Genomic DNA, 19,136 nt, shown 5'->3' on the forward strand with positions numbered 1-19,136 from the left:
CCGAGGAGTCCCCGTGCACACCACCGTCACCTCCGCAGCCGCCCCGTCACCCGTGGGCGAACCGCCGCTCGCGTCGTCGAGCCGCCCTCGGACGTCTCCTCTGGCGGCGTTCGACGCGCTGACCCGCGGCGCTCCGGCCCCGTCCTGGTTGGCGGCGCCGGTGACCGGGGCCTGGGGGCTCGACCCGTCCCGCGCCTCCATCGTCCTCATCGCGGTCTCCGAGAACGCGACCTTCCGGGTCGACGTCGACGGAGCCCCCGTCGCCGTGCTGCGCGTGCACCGGCCCGGCTACGTGGCCGATCCGCGTCAGATCGAGGGCGAGCTGACCTGGCTGCGTGCCCTCGCCGAGGAGGCGCGGGTCAGGGTGCCCGAGGTCGTCCCGACGGTCGACGGTCGTCTCGTGCACACCTTCTCGGACGACGGCGGCGCCGACTGGCACTGCGTCTCCTTCGGCTGGGTGGTCGGCGAGATCCTCGAGGACATCACGGACCCTCGGCCGTTCGCCGCGGAGATCGGCGCGACGACCGCCGCGCTGCATGAGCACCAGCGGGACTGGGCCCGGGACGCGGCCTTCACCCGGTTCTCCTGGACGCCGGCCGACATGGTGGGGGAGGGGAGTCGGTGGGGGGACTGGCGCGGCGCCTCCCTCACCCCCGGAGAGGCGGCCGTGCTGGAACGGGCCGAGGCGGTCGCCCTGGCCGTCGTCTCGTCGCTGCCGACCGAGGGGCCGACGTGGGGCCTCGTGCACGCCGACCTGCGCCCGTCCAACATCATGATCGCCGACGGCGCCCTCACCGTCATCGACTTCGACGACTGCGGCTTCAGCTGGCTGCTCTACGACTTCGCCTCGGCGCTGTCGTTCGTCGAGCACGAGGCGTACGCGCCCGACGTCGCGAAGAGCTGGGTCGCCGGCTACCGGACGGTCCGGCCCCTCGCCGACGTTGATCTGGCGCACGCGGCGGCCCTCAGCATGATCCGCCGCCTGCAGATGCTCGGCTGGACCACGACCCACCGTGAGGATGCGCTGCCGCCGGCGGTCTGGAACGCGCAGACGAGCGGCACGGTCGCCGTCGCCGAGCGCTACCTCGCCTCGCCCACCTGGCTCTTCGACTGATCCGCCCCGATCCCGTCGGCACCCGGCCCGACACCTCCGTCCGACCCGCGCACCACCACACCCTGGGAGCACTCATGTCACGCCTCACCGAGAGTCACGGCACCACCTCGAGCGACGCCCGCGTCGCCGAGCAGGCCTACTTCGAGCAACGCACGCTGAGGAGGGGCGCGGCCGGATGGCTGCTGCTCGCCGGGCTGGGCGTCTCCTACGTCATCTCGGGAGACTTCTCGGGCTGGAACCTCGGCCTCGCCGCCGGAGGATGGGGCGGGCTGCTGATCGCCTTCGTCGCGATGGGGGTGATGTACGGGTGCATGGTCTTCGGGCTCGCCGAGATGTCGTCGTCGCTGCCCGTCGCCGGTGCCGGCTACGGCTTCGCACGGCGGGCCCTCGGAAGGCTCGGCGGCTTCGCGACCGGCCTGGCCATCCTGATCGAGTACACCATCGCGCCCGCCGCCATCGCGGTCTTCATCGGCGGGTACGTCGAGAGCCTCGGGCTCTTCGGCATCACGAACGCCTGGCCGGTCTACCTGGTCTGCTTCGCGCTCTTCGTCGGCATCCACCTGATCGGGGTGGGCGAGGCGCTCAAGGCGATGTTCGTCATCACCGCCATCGCCCTCGTCGCGCTCGTGGTCTTCGCGGTCGGCATGATCCCGCACTTCGAGGCGGCCAATCTCTTCGATCAGCCCGTGTCGCAGGCGTTCGGCGCCAGTGCGTTCCTGCCGAACGGGGTGGGCGGGATGATCGGCGCCCTGGTCTTCGGCATCTGGTTCTTCCTGGCCGTGGAGGGCGTGCCGCTCGCGGCGGAGGAGGCGGGCGACCCGAAGCGCGACATGCCCCGCGGGATCATCGTCGCGATGGCCGTGCTGGTCGTCACGGGCGCCTCCGTGCTCCTGCTCGCTCCCGGAGGCGCCGGGAGCGCGCTGATGAGCACCTCGGGCAGCCCGTTGCCCGACGCCCTCCGCGCGGTCGGCGCCGACGGTCTGGCGGTGTTCGTCAACTACGCGGGGCTGGCCGGACTCGTGGCCAGCTTCTTCTCGATCGTGTACGCCTACTCGCGGCAGCTGTTCGCCCTGTCCCGCGCCGGCTACCTGCCGACCTGGCTCAGTCGGACCAGCGCCAGGAAGACGCCCACCTGGGCGCTCGTCGTGCCCGGGGCGGTCGGCTTCGTCCTGGCGACGGTCGTCGGGGACGGCGATCAGCTGATCAACATCGCGGTGTTCGGCGCCGCGGTGTCGTACGTGCTGCTCAATCTGTCGCACATCGTGCTGAGGCTGCGGGAACCGGATCTCGACCGCCCGTATCGGACGCCGGGCGGCATCGTCACGACGGGTGTCGGGCTCGTGTTGTCGCTCGTGGCCGTGGTGGCGACGTTCGTCGTCGACGTGCAGGCCGCCGCCGTGACGGCGGGGATCTTCGTCGTCGGGCTGCTCTACTTCTGGCTCCACAGCAGACACCACCTCGTCGGGGGCGCGCCGGAGGAGGAGTTCGCCCATCTGGCGGGCGCGGAGGCCGAGCTCCGCTAGGTCACCCTCGGACGCACGAAGGGCCCTGCATGCGCAGGGCCCTTCGTGTCGTTCTGGTGGGCGATACCGGACTCGAACCGATGACCTCTTCCGTGTGAAGGAAGCGCGCTACCAACTGCGCCAATCGCCCCAGTGGGACTCGTCGATGCTAGTGCATCGGCGGGCTCGAGCGCCATTCGAGCCCCGACCCATGCGGCTTGCGGGAGGGCGTGAGAGGACCCGTAAGACACGAGGGTGACTCGATTTGGTTTCTGGTGCCGGGTGTGGGTATTGTTCTTTTGCACGCAGAAATGCAAAGCGAAATGCGGATGTGGCGCAGTGGTAGCGCATCACCTTGCCAAGGTGAGGGTCGCGAGTTCGAATCTCGTCATCCGCTCGAGTGTAATGCTCACCAGAGGGTGGTCCACCGACTGGTGGCCATCGTCTGGTGGCTACTCGTATGGTGGAGTGGCCGAGAGGCGAGGCACCGGCCTGCAAAGCCGTTCACGCGGGTTCAAATCCCGTCTCCACCTCCATTCGATCTCGACCCAGGTCTAGAATCGATGCAGTGAATCACAATTGAAAAAAGTTTGAGCGATTGGCGCAGCGGTAGCGCGCTTCCCTGACACGGAAGAGGTCGCTGGTTCGATCCCAGTATCGCTCACACAGAGAAAGCCCCGGCAGTCGCCGGGGCTTTCGTCATCTCCGGCCCCGCGTGCCGGTGCCGCGGCCGAGGAACAGCGCCCGAGACATCATCGGCGAGACGCCGCCGGTGACGAGTCACGGACGACGCATCACCGGCGAGACGTCACGGCGACGCCTCTACCGAGCCAGCCGCGCGGCGATGGCGTCCAGGAGCGCGTCGGCGACCTCGTGCTTCGAGCCCCGCGCCTCCGCGACCTCGCGACCCTCGGCGTCGATCACGACGACCTCGGTGTCGTCGCTGCCGAATCCGGCCGTCCAGCCCACGGAGTTCAGCACCAGCAGGTCCGCGCCCTTGCGGCGCTGCTTCGTCCGACCGAGCGCGAGCAGCTCGGCGCGATCGTGGGTGGTCTCGGCCGCGAACCCGACGACGAGCTGACCCGCCCGACGGACGGCGACGAGTCCGGCGAGCACGTCGGGGTTGCGGACGAGTCGGACGATCAGCTCGTCGCCCGCGTCGTCCTTCTTGATCTTGCCGTCGGCGACCTCGGCCGGGCGGTAGTCCGCCACCGCGGCCGTCATCACGACCACGTCGTTCGACGCGGACTCGACCGACATGGCCGACTGCAGCTCGAGGGCCGTCGAGACGCTCACGACGCGCACCGCCGACTCGGCGACGACCGACTGGAGCACGGCGCCGTCGAGCTCCGCGGCGACCAGGGTGACGGAGGCGCCGCGGCGGGCGGCGGACAGCGCGATCGCGGCGCCCTGCTTGCCCGTCGAGCGGTTGCCGACGAAGCGGACCGGGTCGAGCGGCTCGCGGGTGCCGCCGGCGGAGACGACCAGCCGGACGCCGTCCAGATCGGCGACCCGTGCCTCCTCGACGATCGCCGTGTCGCTGTGGAGGTCGCCACGCGCGACGGCCAGGGCGGCGGCGACGATGTCGGACGGCTCGCTCAGCCGGCCGGGGCCGACGTCGCCCCCGGTGAGCGGACCGTCGGCGGGGCCGACGACCGTGACGCCGCGCGAGCGGAGCAGGTCGACGTTCGCCGTCGTCGCGGGGTTCCGCCACATCTCGGTGTGCATCGCGGGGGCGACGACCAGCGGCGCCGTGCTGGCCAGGATCGTGGTGCCGAGCAGGTCGTCCGACAGTCCGTGGGCGATCTTCGCGAGGGTGTGGGCCGTGGCGGGCGCGACGACGATCAGGTCGGCCTGCTGTCCGAGGGCGACGTGACGGACCTGGGCGACGTCGTCGAACACCGATGCGTGCACCGGATTGCGACTGATCGCCTCGAGCGTCGGTGCGCCGACGAAGCGCAGAGCGGCCTCGGTGGGGACGACGTGCACGTCGTGCCCGAGCAGCACGAACTCGCGCACGACCTGGACGGCCTTGTACGCGGCGATCCCGCCCGAGACGCCGACGACGACGGTCAGACGGTCGCCGGCGCCGCCCGCGGAGGGAGTCGGGGAGTGCGGGGTGGAGTCGTGCGTCACGGAGGGTGCCCTGTCGATCGATGCGGACGGTCGGCCGATCCGGTGCGGAATCGGTAGCGTTGCAGCTCCACGATGCCGCATCTCGTGGCCGCCCGTCTGAACGCCACCGGGTGACACCCCGCCCGGAGGTACCCCATGTGCACCGTCGTCGTCTCGATCGCGCCCGACACCGAGTGGCCCGTCGTGTTCTTCGGTCTGCGCGACGAGTCGCCCGACCGCCCGTGGGACGAGCCCGGTGCCTGGTGGCCCGACCTCGGCGAACGGGTCACCGGCGTCCACGACCGCGAGGCCGGCGGCGCGTGGCTCGCCGTGGCTTCCGGCCCCAGCCGGGCGAGCGTCGTGCTCAATCGTCACGAGGAGCCCGCCCCGCCGGCGGGCGGGTGGTCCACACGCGGTTCGCTCCCGCTGAGCGCCGCGGCCGACGGCGCGCTGCCGACCGGCCCGCAGCGCACGCGCACCTTCAATCTGCTGACGGCGGACGCAGGAGGCGCGATGCACTCCACCTGGGACGGCTCGGCCACCCGGTCCACGCGACTCGACCCCGGAGTGCACGTCCTGACCCATGCCGACCCCGACGATCGCCGCGTGCCCCGGGTCGAGCGCTGGCTGCCCCGGTTCCGCGCCGTCGCGCCTCCGTCCGGCCCTCTCTCCCCGGGCACGGAGGGCGAGGGCACCTGGACGGCCTGGCTCGATCTGCTCCGCGAGAGCAGCGGCCTGGCCGCGGACGACGACGACGCGCTCGTCCGGAGCGACCTGGTCGACGGGCACCTGTTCTCGTCGCTCTCCCTCAGCGCCGTGGCGGTCTCGGACGCCCGCGTCGCCCATCGGCACGTCCGGCTCGACGGCGCCCCCTCGGTCACGGCGGCCCTGGCCCGGCGCTGAGCATCCCCGTGCCGACCCGGAGGGCGTCCGACGGGAAAGTCATCGGGAGTCATCGGGAATCACGCCGCCGCCCGCGGCGTTAGGGTCGGGTGGCTCGTCCGACCCCCGAGCCGCCGCAAAGGATTCCCGTGAAGATCACCGCTCCCCGCTCCGTCCGTCGCCTCTCCGCCGCCGCCGGCGTCGTCGTCGCCGCCGCCCTGGCCCTGACCGCGTGCGCACCCGCCTCGACCGACGGCGTCGTCACCCGGACCGGCGACGCGACCGCCGACACGAGCGCGGCGAAGAGCCTGAGCGACATCCAGGACGCGGGCGAGATCGTCATCGGCACGGAGGGCACCTACCAGCCCTTCACCTACCACGAGGGCGGTTCGGGCGACCTCGTCGGCTACGACGTCGACGTCGCGACGGCCGTCGCCGAGAAGCTGGGCGTGACCCCGACGTTCGAGGAGACCCAGTTCGACGCGCTCCTCGCCGGGCTGACCGCGGGCCGCTTCGACCTCGTGGCCAACCAGATCTCGATCACCGACGAGCGCGAGGCGACCTACGACTTCTCGACGCCGTACACGGTCAGCCGGGGCGTCGTGATCACCGCGGCCGACGACTCGGACATCACCTCCGTCGCCGACCTGGCGGGGAAGACGACCGCGCAGTCGCAGTCGAGCAACTTCTACACCACCGCGAAGGACGCCGGCGCCGACGTCCAGATCGTCGACGGCTGGGCCCAGTCGGTCGCGCTGCTCGAGCAGGGCCGCATCGACGCCACGGTCAACGACGAGCTGACCTTCCTCGACTACGTCAAGACCAACCCCGACCAGGCCGACGGCATCAAGATCGCGGCCGAGACGGACGACGTCTCGCGATCGGCCTTCGCCACGACCAAGGGGAGCGACGACCTCGTCGACGCGATCGACGAGGCCCTGGCCGAGCTGAAGGCCGACGGCACCCTCGCTCGGATCTCCGACACGTACTTCGGCCAGGACGTCAGCGAGTAGGCGTGCAGTCCTCCCTCGACCTCTTCTGGCGGTCGCTCTGGCCGATCGTGTCGGGGGCGCTCGTCGCATCCATCCCGCTCGCCTTCGCGTCCATGGCGATCGGCCTCGTGATCGCCGTCGTCATCGCGTTGATGCGTCTGTCGGGCCAGGTGTGGCTGTCGGGCATCGCGCGTTTCTACACCTCGGTGATCCGCGGGACGCCGCTGCTCGTCCAGCTGTTCGTCGTCTTCTACGGCCTGCCGTCGATCGGCATCCGGCTCGACCCGTGGCCGAGCGCGATCATCGCGTTCTCGCTCAACGTCGGCGGGTACGCCGCCGAGGTCATCCGGGCCGCGATCCTCTCGGTGCCCAAGGGCCAATGGGAGGCCGCGCACACGATCGGCATGTCGCGCGGGCTCGCCCTCCGGCGGATCATCCTGCCGCAGGCCGCCCGCGTCTCGGTGCCCCCGCTGTCGAACACCTTCATCAGCCTCGTGAAGGACACCTCCCTCGCGAGCGTGATCCTCGTGGTCGAGCTCTTCCGTCAGGCGGAGCAGATCGCCACGGTCTCGAACCAGTTCCTGCTGATCTACCTCGAGGCCGCATTGGTCTACTGGGGGATCTGCCTCATCCTGTCGTTCGGGCAGGACGCGCTCGAGAAGAGATTGGACCGTCACGTTGCCCGCTGACGTCACCCCGCCCCGCTCCGCCGACGGGTCCGACGCCCCCGTCCTCTCCGTCCGGGGGCTGCGCAAGTCGTTCGGGTCGAACGAGGTCCTGAGCGGCATCGACCTGGACGTCCGCCGCGGTCGCGTCGTCGCCATCATCGGGCCGTCGGGGTCGGGCAAGACGACGGTGCTCCGGTCGCTCAACAGCCTGGAGGTGCCCGACGCCGGCACCGTCACCCTGTCCGACGGTCGCACGATCGACTTCGGGGCGACGGTCGGCAAGCGCGACCTCACGGCTCTGCGCGACCGCTCGTCGATGGTGTTCCAGCACTTCAACCTGTTCCCGCACCTGACGGTGCTGCAGAACGTCGTCGAGGGCCCGGTCCGGGTGCAGAAGCGGGACCCGAGGGAGGCGCGGGCCGAGGCCGAGACGCTCCTCGCGCGGGTGGGCCTCGCCGAGAAGGCCGACGCCTACCCGTCGGAGCTGTCGGGCGGCCAGCAGCAGCGGGTGGGGATCGTGCGCGCCCTGGCGCTGCGTCCCGAGCTGCTGCTCTTCGACGAGCCGACCTCCGCACTCGACCCCGAGCTGGTCGGCGACGTCCTGACGGTGGTGAAGGAGCTCGCGGACGACGGCTGGACGATGATCGTCGTCACCCACGAGCTCGAGTTCGCACGTCGCGTCGCCGACGAGCTGGTCTTCATGGCCGACGGGGCCGTCGTCGAGCGCGGAGCGCCCGCCGACGTGCTGTCCCGGCCTCGGGAGGCGCGCACGCAGCAGTTCCTCCGTCGAGTCCTCAAGCCGCTCGACGACTGACCGGTCGTCCCCTGCCAGGCGACCTGCGCCTCCTCGGCCCGACGACCGGGAGGCGCGGGTCGTCGCGCCCGCGGACGCGTCAGCCGAACAGGCGGTGGGACGCGATGCGCGCCCCCTCGCCGAGCGAGGCCAGCTTCGCGACCGCGATCTGCGGGTGGATGCGCCCGCCGAGACCGCAGTCGGTCGAGGCGATCACGTTGTCGGGGCCGACCACCTGCGCGAACCGCTCGATGCGGTCGGCCACCAGCTCGGGGTGCTCCACGACGTTCGTGGCGTGACCGACCACGCCGGGGACGATCTTCTTGCCGGCGGGGAGCTCGAGGTCGCGCCAGAGCTTCCACTCGTGCTCGTGGCGCGCGTTCGCCGCCTCGAACGAGTACGAGCCCGCGTCGATCTCGAGCATCAGGTCGGCGATGTGACGGAACTCGATGTCGGTCGTGTGCGGACCGTGCCACGAGCCCCAACACAGGTGGAACCGCACCTGCTCGGGCGGCAGACCGCGCAGGGCGTGGTTCAGCGCCTCGACGCGGATGCGGGTGAACGCCCGGTAGTCGTCGATGCTCGGCTCGGGGTTGATCTGGTCCCAGTTCTCGGCGATCGAGGGGTCGTCGATCTGCACGATGAGCCCGGCGTCCACGATGGCGCGGTACTCCTCGCGCAGCACCTCGGCCCAGGCCCAGATGTGCTCCTCGTCGCTGGCGTAGAAGTCGTTGGCGATGCGCGCACCGCTGCCGGGGGAGAGCGAGGTGATGAACGCCGACGACGTTCCTGCCGCGTCGAGACCCGCCGTGAGGTTGGCGATGTCGGAGGCGATGGCGGCCTGCCCGACGTATTCGAGCGGGCCGGTCGTGCTGGGGAACGGCGTCGCGCCCGAGCCCGTCCCGATGCCCGACGTCGGGTCGGTGTAGGCGTCGTGGAAGGTCTGCCAGTCGCGGCGGTCGGGGAACGACGTGAGCCGCACGTCGCCGGGGGAGGAGCGCACGGGCTCCTGGCTGAAGATGTCCGATCCGGTCAGCGACAGTCCTCCGACGCGCTGGAACGAGTACGACCACCAGGCCCCGTAGTCGACGGCGCTCGTCATGGCCTTGCCGTACTCGCCGTCGCCGACGATGGTGATGCCCAGCGCCTCCTGTCGCGCCACCAGATCGACGACGGCGTCGGTCAGCAGGGCGTCGAACTCGGGGGTCCGCTCGAGGGTGAAGCCGTCGTCCGCCAACCGACGGGCGTCGTTGGCGGCGATCAGCTCGGGGGTGCGGGGCAGGCTGCCGGCGTGGGTGGTCTCGATGCGCTCTGACGTCATGCGGCCATGCTGCTCGCTCGGGACGGGGACCGCCAGCGCTCCGTCATGCGGGGTCATGCGTCACGCGGGGTCATCCGCGCACCGATCGGGAACACGCCGTGGCGCGGCGCCGTTGGCTTCAGGTGCCGTCGATCCGCTCTCGTTAAGATCGATGCGAAAGGACACCGTGACCCAGACTCCGACAGACCCGACACCGGCCCGACTCTCCGACGACGAGGCGGTCCGCCTGCGCGCCGACTTCCCGATCCTCCGTCAGAGCGTGGGCGACGAACCCCTGGCGTACCTCGATTCCGGGGCGACGGCCCAGCGGCCGACGAGCGTGCTCGACGCCGAGCGCGCGTTCCTCGAGACGGTCAACTCGGCGGTCCACCGCGGCGCGCACACCCTGGCCGCTCTCGCCACGGAGGCCTTCGAGGACGCCCGGGCGACGGTGGCCGGCTTCGTCGGCGCCTCGGTCGACGAGATCGTCTGGACCGCGAACGCGACGGACGCCCTCAACCTCGTCGCGTACGGCTTCGCCAACGCCACGCACGGGCGCGGAGGCGCGGCCGCGCGCCGCTTCGCGCTGGACCCCGGCGACGAGATCGTCCTGACCGAGGCCGAGCACCACGCGAACCTCGTCCCCTGGCAGGAGGTCGCCGCGACGACCGGCGCCGTCCTCCGCTTCGTGCCCCTCGACGACGACGGCGTGTGGTCCGTCGACGACGCCCTCGCTCTGATCGGCGACCGCACCCGCGTCGTCGCGTTCGCGCACGTCTCGAACGTCACGGGTCAGATCGCGCCGGTCGAGGTGCTCGTCGAGGCCGCGCACGGCGTCGGCGCGTTCGTCGTGCTCGACGCCTGCCAGTCCGCACCGCACCGCCCCGTCGACCTCCCGGCCCTCGGCGTGGACTTCGCGGCGTTCTCCGGTCACAAGATGCTCGGACCGACCGGCATCGGGGTGCTCTACGGCCGGGCCGACCTGCTGAACGCGCTGCCGCCTTTCCGCACGGGCGGATCGATGATCACGACGGTCACCCTCGAGGGGTCCGACTTCCTCCCCGCCCCGCAGCGGTTCGAGGCGGGCACGCAGCCGGTCTCGCAGGCGGTGGCCCTGGCCGAGGCCGTGAGGTATCTCGAGGCCGTCGGCATGGACCGCGTCCGCGCCCACGAGGAGGAGCTCGCCGAGCGGCTCGTCGCGGGTCTCGCCGCCCTCCCCGGCGTCCGCGTGGTCGGCCCGCCCGCCGGGGTCCCTCGTTCGGGTCTCGCCAGCTTCGTCGTCGACGGCGTGCACGCGCACGACGTCGGCCAGTACCTCGACGCCGAGGGGATCGCCGTCCGGGTCGGGCACCACTGCGCCCAGCCGTTGCACCGTCGCCTCGGGGTGACGGCCACCACGCGCGCCAGCACCTACCTCTACACGACCGGCTCCGAGGTGGACCGGCTCCTCGACGCGGTCTCCCGAGTGCGTGCGTACTTCGGGGCCGATCAGGAGGCACGATGACGACCGCGCTCGACTCGCTCTACCAGCAGGTGATCCTCGATCACGCGAAGACGCGGCACGGCGACGGCGAGCTCCCGTCCGCCGACGCCGAGCACTTCGAGCGGAACCCCACCTGCGGCGACGAGATCACCGTGCGCGTGACCCTCGACGCGGCCTCGGGCCGGATCGACCAGCTCCGCTGGCAGGGCGCCGGCTGCTCGATCTCCATGGCCTCGGCCTCCGTGCTGAGCGAGCTGGCCCCGGGTCGCACGCTCGACGAGCTCCGCGAGCTGGTGGGCGAGTTCCGCACGATGATGCGCTCGCGCGGCGCCGGGGAGCCCGACGACGAGGTGCTCGGCGACGCCGTCGCCTTCCACGGGGTCTCGAAGTTCGTCATGCGGGTCAAGTGCGGCATGCTCGCCTGGGTCGCGGCCGAGGCCTGCGCGACGGAGCTCCTCGCCCGCTGACCCGCCGGGGGGACGAGCCGAGGAGGCGCGGTGCCAGGCCGTCGTGCCCCTCGCGCCCGTCTAAACTGGCGGGGCCCCTCCCACGTTAGGAACCTCACGACCGTGACAGATCAGCCCGCCCCCGCCGAATCCGCTTCGCCCGCCGCTCCTCAGACCGTCGAGGTGACCGAGACGACGACCGGCTTCGAGCTGTTCACGGATCGCACCGTCGTCGCGATCCGGGTCGGCGGCGAGCTCCGCGACCTGGCCGCCGAGCTGCACGCCGGCGACGTCGTCGACCCGGTCACGATCGACTCGGCCGACGGCCTCTCGATCCTCCGGCACTCGGCGGCGCACGTCATGGCCCAGGCCGTGCAGACGATCAACCCCGAGGCGAAGCTCGGGATCGGCCCGCCCGTCACCGACGGCTTCTACTACGACTTCGACGTGGCCGAGCCCTTCACCCCCGAGGATCTCAAGGCGATCGAGAAGGGGATGGACCGCATCATCCGTCAGGGCCAGCGCTTCCAGCGCCGTGTCGTGACCGACGACGAGGCGCGCGAGCTGCTGGCCGACGAGCCCTACAAGCTCGAGCTGATCGGCCTGAAAGGCGGTGCGTCCGGCTCCATCGGCGACGACGGGGAGTCCGTCGAGGTCGGCGGCGCCGAGCTGACCGTCTACGACAACGTCGACCCGAAGACCGGCGAGGTGATCTGGTTCGACCTCTGCCGCGGTCCTCACGTCCCGAGCACGCGCCTCCTCGGCAACGCGACGAAGCTGATGCGCGTCGCCGCCGCCTACTGGCGCGGCAGCGAGAAGAACAAGCAGCTCCAGCGGATCTACGGGACCGCCTGGCCCACCAAGGACGACCTGCGCGCCTACCAGGCCCGTCTCGAGGAGGCCGCGAAGCGCGATCACCGCAAGCTCGGAGCCGAGCTCGACCTCTTCTCGTTCCCCGACGAGATCGGCTCGGGTCTGGCGATCTTCCACCCCAAGGGCGGCATCATCCGTCGCGAGATGGAGGACTACTCGCGCAAGCGCCACGAGGTCGAGGGCTACGACTTCGTCTACACGCCGCACATCACGAAGTCGAACCTCTACGAGACCTCCGGCCACCTCGGCTGGTACGCCGACGGCATGTTCCCGGCCATGAAGCTCGACGAGGCCCGCAACGACGAGGGCGAGGTGACCCGCCAGGGCGCCGACTACTACCTCAAGCCCATGAACTGCCCGATGCACATCCTGGCGTACCGGTCGCAGCCCCGGTCGTACCGCGACCTGCCGATGCGGCTGTTCGAGTTCGGCACCGTCTACCGCAACGAGAAGTCCGGCGTCATCCACGGGCTCACCCGGGTCCGCGGCATGACCCAGGACGACGCGCACATCTTCACGACGCGCGAGCGCATGAAGGACGAGCTCACGGGCACGCTGAACTTCGTGCTCTCGCTGCTGCGCGACTACGGGCTGAACGACTTCTACCTCGAGCTCTCCACGAAAGACCCCGAGAAGTACGTCGGCGATGACGACGTCTGGGCTGAGGCGACCGAGACCCTGGCCGAGGTGGCCCGCGAGTCCGGTCTCGAGCTGGTCCCCGATCCGGGCGGAGCCGCGTTCTACGGCCCGAAGATCTCGGTGCAGGCCCGCGATGCGATCGGCCGCACCTGGCAGATGTCCACGGTCCAGCTCGACTTCAACCTGCCCGAGCGCTTCGAGCTCGAGTACGCGGCGGCCGACGGATCGCGGCGACGGCCCGTGATGATCCACCGCGCTCTGTTCGGGTCGATCGAGCGGTTCTTCGGCGTGCTCACCGAGCACTACGCCGGGGCGTTCCCGGTGTGGCTCTCGCCCGAGCAGGTCGTGGCGATTCCGGTCGCCGAGGAGTACGGCGACTACCTCGACGAGGTCGTCGCCCAGCTGCGGGCGAAGGGCGTCCGTGCCCGGGTCGACCACGGCGACGACCGGTTCCCGAAGAAGATCCGCACGCACACGAAGTCGAAGGTGCCCTTCCAGCTCATCGCGGGCGAAGAGGACCGCGCGGCGGGAGCGGTGAGCTTCCGGTACCGCGACGGATCGCAGGAGAACGGCGTTCCGGTCGCCGATGCGATCGCCAAGATCCTCACCGCCATCGAGACGAAGGCCCAGGTCTGACGATGGACGACACCGCGGCGGAGTCCTCCGCCGACTTCGCCGCGGTGCCCGACGCGTTCCAACGGCTGTGGACCCCGCATCGCGCCGTCTACGTCGGCCAGGGCCAGTCGGCGAACGACGACGACTGCCCCTTCTGCAGCGCTCCGACCAGGTCGGACGACGAGGCGCTGATCGTGGCCCGGGGGCGCCACGCCTACGTCGTCCTGAACCTGTTCCCGTACAACCCCGGTCACCTGCTGGTCTGTCCGTACCGGCACGTCGCCACGTACGACCTGGCCACGCCGGACGAGATCGTCGAGATCGCCCACCTGACGCAGACGGCCATGAGGGTCCTGACCGACGTGTCGCGCGCCCAGGGCTTCAACATCGGCATGAACCAGGGGCGCGTCGGGGGAGCGGGCATCGCCGAGCACCTGCACCAGCACGTCGTGCCGCGCTACGGCGGCGACTCGAACTTCTTCCCGATCATCGCCGAGACGAAGGCCGTGACGCGTCTCCTCGGCGACGTGCGCGACGCGGTCGCCGAGGCCTGGCCGACGGCCTCGTCGGCGTCGTCGGCGACGGCGTCCCCCGCACCCTGAACCGGCCCTAGAATGGAAGGCATCATGAGCGACACGACCCCCGCCTCCTCCTCGTCCTCCACCACCGGCTCGAGCCGCGTCAAACGCGGTCTCGCCGAGATGCTCAAGGGCGGCGTCATCATGGACGTCGTCAACGTCGAGCAGGCGAGGATCGCCGAAGACGCCGGGGCCGTCGCGGTCATGGCTCTCGAGCGCGTCCCGGCCGACATCCGGTCGCAGGGCGGCGTCGCCCGGATGAGCGACCCCGACATGATCGACGAGATCGTCGCGGCGGTGTCCATCCCGGTCATGGCCAAGGCCCGCATCGGCCACTTCGTCGAGGCGCAGATCCTCGAGACCCTGGGCGTCGACTACATCGACGAGTCCGAGGTGCTGAGCCCGGCCGACTACGTCAACCACATCGACAAGTGGAACTTCACTGTGCCCTTCGTCTGCGGTGCGACCAACCTCGGCGAGGCGCTGCGCCGTATCACCGAGGGTGCGGCCATGATCCGCTCCAAGGGCGAGGCCGGCACCGGCGACGTCTCCGAGGCGACCAAGCACATCCGCACGATCTCGAAGGAGATCGCGCAGCTGCGGGGCCTCAAGACCGACGAGCTCTACGTCGCCGCGAAGGAGCTCCAGGCCCCCTACGAGCTCGTCAAGGAGATCGCCGAGACCGGCAAGCTCCCCGTCGTCCTCTTCACCGCCGGCGGCGTCGCGACCCCGGCCGACGCCGCCCTGATGATGCAGCTCGGCGCGGACGGCGTGTTCGTCGGCTCGGGCATCTTCAAGTCGGGCAACCCGGCGGAGCGCGCGAAGGCCATCGTCAAGGCCACGACGTTCTTCGACGACCCCACGGTCGTCGCCGACGCGTCGCGCGGCCTCGGCGAGGCCATGGTCGGCATCAACGTGCCCGACCTGCCGGCGCCGCACCGCCTCGCCGAGCGTGGCTGGTAACGCGACGACGCCGGAGGCACGCACGCCCCGGGTGGGCGTCCTCGCCCTCCAGGGGGACTTCCGCGAGCACCTCGCCGTGCTCACGGCCCTGGGCGCCGAGGCCGTGCCCGTCCGACGAGCAACCGAGCTGGACGACATCGACGGTCTCGTCATCCCCGGCGGGGAGTCGAGCGTCATGGACAAGCTCTCCCGGATGTTCGATGTCGCGGACCCGCTCCGCGAGGCCATCGCCTCCGGCATGCCCGTCTACGGCACCTGCGCCGGCCTGATCATGCTCGCCGACCGCATCGTCGACGGCATCTCCGGCCAGCAGAGCCTCGGCGGCCTCGACGTCTCCGTCCGCCGCAACGCCTTCGGCTCGCAGACCGACTCGTTCGAGACGGATGTCGACGTGCCCGTGATCGGCGAGCCCCCGGTGCACGCCGTCTTCATCAGGGCTCCCGTCGTCGACGAGGTCGGTCCCGCCGCCACCGCCATCGGCGTGCTCGACGACGGCCGTGTCGTGGCTGTCGAGCAGGGCAACCTGATGGGCACGTCGTTCCACCCCGAGGTGACGAACGACTACCGGTTCCACGCCTACTTCCTCGACAAGGCCCGCGCCTGGGCGTCACGGTAGACTCGTCCAGACCCCCGTCAGCAGTCGAAGGAGCACCGTGTCCGGGCATTCCAAGTGGGCAACGACCAAGCACAAGAAGGCCGTCATCGACAGCCGCCGTGCCAAGTCGTTCGCCAAGCTCATCAAGAACATCGAGGTCGCGGCCAAGCAGGGCGGGGCCGACATGTCGGGCAACCCGACCCTGGTCGACGCCGTTCAGAAGGCCAAGAAGACCTCGGTCCCCAACGACAACATCGACCGTGCGATCAAGCGCGGTGCCGGTCTCAGCGGCGAGAGCGTCGACTACCAGACCATCATGTACGAGGGCTACGGCCCCAACGGGGTCGCGCTCCTGATCGAGTGCCTCACCGACAACAAGAACCGCGCCGCGGCGAACGTGCGCACCGTCATGTCGCGCAACGGCGGAACGATGGCCGACCCGGGCAGCGTCGCCTACAACTTCAGCCGCAAGGGCGTCATCGCCGTCATGAAGACGGGCGACCTCACCGAGGACGACGTCCTGACCGCCGTCCTCGACGCCGGAGCCGAAGAGGTCACCGACCGCGGCGAGGGCTTCGAGATCGTCACCGAGGCGTCCGATCTCGTCCCGGCCCGTTCTGCGCTCCAGGAGGCCGGCATCGACTACGACTCGGCCGACGTCGAGTTCGTCCCCGGGCTCAAGATCGAGGTCGATCTGGACACGGCGCGCAAGGTCTTCCGGCTCATCGACGCGCTCGACGACGACGACGACGTCCAGAACGTCTACGCCAACTACGACGTCCCCGCCGACGTCCAGTCGGCGCTCGACGACGACGACGAGTAGCAGGCGCCCGTGTCGCTCCGGGTGCTGGGCATCGACCCCGGTCTCACCCGGTGCGGCGTCGGGGTGGTCGAGGTCGACTCGACCCGACGGGCGACCCTGGTCGCCGTCGACGTCATCCGCTCGGCGGCGGACTCTCCGCTCGAGCAGCGGCTCCTGACCATCGGCCGTGGCATCGAGGCGCTGGTCGACGAGCACCGGCCCGACGCGATGGCCATCGAGCGCGTGTTCGCCCAGAACAACCTGCGGACGGTCATGGGCACGGCCCAGGTGAGCGGTCTGGCTCTGCGCGCAGCCGCCGAACGGTCCATCCCCGTCGCCCTGCACACGCCCTCCGAGGTCAAGGCCGCGGTCACCGGCTACGGATCGGCCGACAAGGCCCAGGTCGGTGCGATGGTCGCGCGCCTGCTCGGTCTGCGCGAGGCTCCGAAGCCCGCCGACGCCGCCGACGCGCTCGCGCTGGCCATCTGCCACGCCTGGCGTCGTGACGGGCTGGGGGGCGCGTCGTCGACGGCGGGTCCGGCGGCCGCCGGTCTCACCCCGGCGCAGCGGGCGTGGCGGGACGCCGAGAAGTCCCTCCGCACTCCTAGGCTGGGTGCATGATCTCGAGTGTGCGTGGCACCGTCCTGTCCGCTTCCGGGACGTCCGTCGTCGTCGAGGTCGGGGGAGTGGGTCTCCGCGTCGGCGTGACCCCCCAGGTCGCCCTGACGGTGTCGGTCGGCGACGTCGCGCGGCTGCACACCACGCTCATCGTGCGCGAGGACGACCTCTCCCTCTTCGGCTTCCTCGAGCTCGAGGAACTCGAGGTCTTCGAACTCCTGCGCAGCGTGACGGGCGTCGGACCGAAGTCCGCGCAGGGGGTGCTGGCCTCGCTCAGCCCGGCCCAGATCGCTCAGGCCGTCGCCGACGAGGACGACGCCGTCTTCCGCCGCGTCTCGGGCATCGGTCCCAAGACGGCCAAGCTGATCGTGCTGTCGCTCACCGGCAAGCTCGACGTCGCGCCGTCCGCTCCGACGGTGACGGCCGCCTCCACCACCGCGTCCGACGTCCTCGTCGCGCTCGTGGGTCTGGGCTGGTCCGAGCGCGAGGCCCAGTCGGCCATCGACACCGTGGTGGCCGACCGCGGACCGGACGTCGCCGTGGCGGTTCCGCAGCTGCTCCGCGCGGCCCTCGGTCACCTCGGGCCGCAGAAGTCGCTCGGTGCGCGATCGTGAGCGACGACGACATCACCCGGCCGACGGTGGAGTCCGACACCGAGCTCGCCTTCGAAGGCGCCCTCCGACCGGCGTCGCTGGCCGAGTTCGTCGGTCAGAAGAAGGTCCGAGGTCAGCTCGAGCTCCTGCTCAAGGCCGCCGCGATCCAGGGTCGGACCCCCGACCACATCCTCCTCGCCGGCCCTCCCGGGCTCGGCAAGACCACGTTGGCGATGATCGTCGCGCACGAGAGCTCGCGCCCGCTGCGGATGTCCTCCGGTCCGGCCATCCAGCACGCCGGCGATCTGGCGGCCGTGCTGTCGGCCCTCGTCCCCGGCGAGGTGCTCTTCATCGACGAGATCCACCGCATGGCGCGCTCGGCGGAGGAGATGCTCTATCTCGCGATGGAGGACTACCGCATCGACATCATGGTCGGCAAGGGGGCCGGAGCCACGAGCATCCCGCTCGAGCTGTCCCCCTTCACGCTCGTCGGCGCGACGACCCGCAGCGGCATGCTCCCCAACCCGCTGCGCGACCGCTTCGGGTTCACGGCCCACCTCGAGTTCTACGACGAGGCGGAGCTCACCGAGGTCCTCCGACGCGCGGCGGCGCTTCTCGGCGTCCGGATCGACGGCGCGGCACTCGCCGAGATCGCCGGCCGGTGCCGCGGCACGCCGCGCATCGCCAACCGGCTCCTCCGTCGGGTGCGCGACTTCGCTCTCGTCCACGGTCGAGAGGCCGATCTCGGGACCGTGCGTGAGGCGCTGGCCCTCTACGACGTGGACGACCTCGGTCTCGACCGCCTCGACCGCGAGGTGCTGTCGACCATCCTGCGCCGCTTCGACGGCGGACCCGTGGGCCTCAACACGCTGGCCGTCTCGGTCGGCGAGGAGTCCGACACCATCGAGTCCGTCGTCGAGCCGTTCCTCGTCCGGGTCGGGCTGGTCACTCGCACGCCCCGCGGACGCATCGCGACGCCCGAGGCCTGGCGGCACTTCGGCCTGACACGGGATTCAGGGGCCCTGTTCGGCGATGACCTATAATTCCTGCAGGCCAGTCGGCGCGAGGCAGTAACGAGGCCGCCGCCGCCCACACCCCACGAGTTTCGAAAGGCAGTTCCGCATGGACGCCACAACAATCATCATGGTCCTCCTTCTGGTGGTCCTCGTCTTCTTCATGTTCCGCAACAAGCGCAAGCGCGACAGCCAGCAGGCCGACCTCCAGCGCAAGATGGTGCCCGGCGTCGAGGTCATGCTGACCTTCGGCCTCTACGGGACCGTGGTCTCGATCGACGACGAGAGCAACGTGGCCGAGGTCGAGGTCGCCCCCGGCACCATCGTGAAGGTCCACCGTCAGACCCTCGGTCGGGTCGTCGACCCCGTCGTCGACGAGTCGGCCGACTCCGAGCGCGACGACGCCCTCGACGCACCGGTGGCGACGTCCGCCGACGCCGCCGACGTCTCGCCGGCCTACGGCGAACGCGTCGACGAGCCCCGCATCGACACCACGCCCTCCAAAGAGTCCGACAAGCCCACCGCCTGATGTCCGTCCGCCCGATCGTGATC

Annotated in this window: 19 protein-coding genes and 4 tRNA genes; 20 read left to right on the forward strand and 3 right to left on the reverse strand. The window is 70.8% G+C overall.

Going from position 1 to position 19,136, the window contains the following annotated elements; genetic code table 11:
• Positions 1–13: 13 nt before the first annotated feature.
• Positions 14–1,114 (forward strand): phosphotransferase enzyme family protein, encoded by a 1,101-nt coding sequence (locus tag FFA01_RS03695; protein WP_167627277.1) that lies wholly within the window; start codon positions 14–16, stop codon positions 1,112–1,114.
• Positions 1,115–1,188: 74 nt separating this feature from the next.
• Positions 1,189–2,637 carry an ethanolamine permease gene (gene eat, locus FFA01_RS03700; protein ID WP_146853133.1) on the forward strand — a complete coding sequence of 483 codons (1,449 nt, stop codon included), beginning with the start codon at positions 1,189–1,191 and terminating at the stop codon, positions 2,635–2,637.
• A 54-nt stretch (positions 2,638–2,691) separates the two neighbouring features.
• Here the strand turns inward: eat and FFA01_RS03705 are convergent.
• Positions 2,692–2,767: transfer RNA gene (locus FFA01_RS03705), tRNA-Val, on the reverse strand.
• Between the two features lie 174 nt (positions 2,768–2,941).
• On the opposite strand from FFA01_RS03705, the gene FFA01_RS03710 reads away from it, so the two are divergent.
• The 3 genes from FFA01_RS03710 (at position 2,942) to FFA01_RS03720 (ending at position 3,280) form a co-directional block, all read left to right on the forward strand.
• Positions 2,942–3,013, forward strand: a tRNA-Gly gene (locus tag FFA01_RS03710).
• Positions 3,014–3,078: 65 nt separating this feature from the next.
• Positions 3,079–3,152 (forward strand) — tRNA-Cys (locus tag FFA01_RS03715).
• A gap of 56 nt (positions 3,153–3,208) precedes the next feature.
• Positions 3,209–3,280, forward strand: a tRNA-Val gene (locus FFA01_RS03720).
• Between the two features lie 158 nt (positions 3,281–3,438).
• Here FFA01_RS03720 and coaBC read toward each other — a convergent pair.
• Positions 3,439–4,692, reverse strand: a complete 1,254-nt coding sequence (coaBC, locus tag FFA01_RS03725) for a bifunctional phosphopantothenoylcysteine decarboxylase/phosphopantothenate--cysteine ligase CoaBC (protein WP_146853265.1) — start codon at positions 4,690–4,692, stop codon at positions 3,439–3,441.
• Positions 4,693–4,887: 195 nt separating this feature from the next.
• On the opposite strand from coaBC, the gene FFA01_RS16070 reads away from it, so the two are divergent.
• The 4 genes from FFA01_RS16070 (at position 4,888) to FFA01_RS03745 (ending at position 8,087) form a co-directional block, all read left to right on the forward strand.
• Positions 4,888–5,634, forward strand: a complete 747-nt coding sequence (locus FFA01_RS16070; RefSeq protein ID WP_146853135.1) for an NRDE family protein — start codon at positions 4,888–4,890, stop codon at positions 5,632–5,634.
• Positions 5,635–5,768: 134 nt separating this feature from the next.
• The gene (locus FFA01_RS16075; protein ID WP_146853267.1) at positions 5,769–6,626 is read left to right on the forward strand and encodes an amino acid ABC transporter substrate-binding protein; all 858 of its coding nucleotides are present in this window, start codon (positions 5,769–5,771) and stop codon (positions 6,624–6,626) included.
• Between the two features lie 2 nt (positions 6,627–6,628).
• Positions 6,629–7,294, forward strand: coding sequence for an amino acid ABC transporter permease (locus tag FFA01_RS16080; protein WP_146853137.1), 666 nt, complete (start codon positions 6,629–6,631; stop codon positions 7,292–7,294).
• On the forward strand, positions 7,284–8,087 hold the full coding sequence (locus FFA01_RS03745) for an amino acid ABC transporter ATP-binding protein (RefSeq protein WP_146853139.1): 804 nt from the start codon (positions 7,284–7,286) through the stop codon (positions 8,085–8,087). Before FFA01_RS16080 ends, FFA01_RS03745 begins: the two co-directional genes overlap by 11 nt.
• Positions 8,088–8,166: 79 nt before the next feature.
• Here the strand turns inward: FFA01_RS03745 and FFA01_RS03750 are convergent, their stop codons facing one another.
• Entirely contained in the window at positions 8,167–9,387 is a 1,221-nt protein-coding gene (locus tag FFA01_RS03750; RefSeq protein WP_146853141.1) for a cobalamin-independent methionine synthase II family protein, read from the reverse strand.
• 166 nt (positions 9,388–9,553) lie between these two features.
• Between FFA01_RS03750 and FFA01_RS03755 the strand changes: the two genes are divergently transcribed.
• The 11 genes from FFA01_RS03755 to FFA01_RS03805 all read left to right on the forward strand — a co-directional run bounded on the left by FFA01_RS03755 (position 9,554) and on the right by FFA01_RS03805 (position 19,113).
• Positions 9,554–10,870, forward strand: a complete 1,317-nt coding sequence (locus tag FFA01_RS03755; protein WP_244289681.1) for an aminotransferase class V-fold PLP-dependent enzyme — start codon at positions 9,554–9,556, stop codon at positions 10,868–10,870.
• Positions 10,867–11,316, forward strand: a complete 450-nt coding sequence (gene sufU / locus FFA01_RS03760) for a Fe-S cluster assembly sulfur transfer protein SufU (protein WP_146853146.1) — start codon at positions 10,867–10,869, stop codon at positions 11,314–11,316. Before FFA01_RS03755 ends, sufU begins: the two co-directional genes overlap by 4 nt.
• A 102-nt stretch (positions 11,317–11,418) precedes the next feature.
• Positions 11,419–13,443 (forward strand): threonine--tRNA ligase, encoded by a 2,025-nt coding sequence (gene thrS, locus FFA01_RS03765; protein ID WP_146853148.1) that lies wholly within the window; start codon positions 11,419–11,421, stop codon positions 13,441–13,443.
• 2 nt (positions 13,444–13,445) lie between these two features.
• Positions 13,446–14,024, forward strand: coding sequence for an HIT family protein (locus tag FFA01_RS03770; RefSeq protein ID WP_146853150.1), 579 nt, complete (start codon positions 13,446–13,448; stop codon positions 14,022–14,024).
• A gap of 24 nt (positions 14,025–14,048) precedes the next feature.
• On the forward strand, positions 14,049–14,963 hold the full coding sequence (gene pdxS / locus FFA01_RS03775) for a pyridoxal 5'-phosphate synthase lyase subunit PdxS (RefSeq protein WP_146853152.1): 915 nt from the start codon (positions 14,049–14,051) through the stop codon (positions 14,961–14,963).
• Positions 14,953–15,579 (forward strand): pyridoxal 5'-phosphate synthase glutaminase subunit PdxT, encoded by a 627-nt coding sequence (gene pdxT / locus FFA01_RS03780; RefSeq protein WP_146853154.1) that lies wholly within the window; start codon positions 14,953–14,955, stop codon positions 15,577–15,579. The genes pdxS and pdxT overlap by 11 nt, the downstream gene beginning before the upstream one ends.
• Positions 15,580–15,616: 37 nt before the next feature.
• A complete protein-coding gene (locus FFA01_RS03785) occupies positions 15,617–16,381 on the forward strand; it encodes a YebC/PmpR family DNA-binding transcriptional regulator (protein ID WP_146853155.1) in 765 nt (254 codons plus the stop codon).
• 9 nt (positions 16,382–16,390) lie between these two features.
• Complete coding sequence (ruvC, locus tag FFA01_RS03790; RefSeq protein WP_146853157.1) at positions 16,391–16,981, forward strand: crossover junction endodeoxyribonuclease RuvC; 591 nt, start codon at positions 16,391–16,393, stop codon at positions 16,979–16,981.
• The gene (ruvA, locus tag FFA01_RS03795; RefSeq protein WP_146853159.1) at positions 16,978–17,592 is read left to right on the forward strand and encodes a Holliday junction branch migration protein RuvA; all 615 of its coding nucleotides are present in this window, start codon (positions 16,978–16,980) and stop codon (positions 17,590–17,592) included. The genes ruvC and ruvA overlap by 4 nt, the downstream gene beginning before the upstream one ends.
• Positions 17,589–18,614, forward strand: coding sequence for a Holliday junction branch migration DNA helicase RuvB (gene ruvB, locus FFA01_RS03800; RefSeq protein WP_146853161.1), 1,026 nt, complete (start codon positions 17,589–17,591; stop codon positions 18,612–18,614). Before ruvA ends, ruvB begins: the two co-directional genes overlap by 4 nt.
• 79 nt (positions 18,615–18,693) lie before the next feature.
• A complete protein-coding gene (locus FFA01_RS03805; protein WP_146853163.1) occupies positions 18,694–19,113 on the forward strand; it encodes a preprotein translocase subunit YajC in 420 nt (139 codons plus the stop codon).
• Positions 19,114–19,136 lie beyond the last annotated feature (23 nt).

The sequence above is a fragment of the Frigoribacterium faeni genome, assembly GCF_007988805.1.
Taxonomy (GTDB): Bacteria; Actinomycetota; Actinomycetes; order Actinomycetales; family Microbacteriaceae; genus Frigoribacterium; species Frigoribacterium faeni.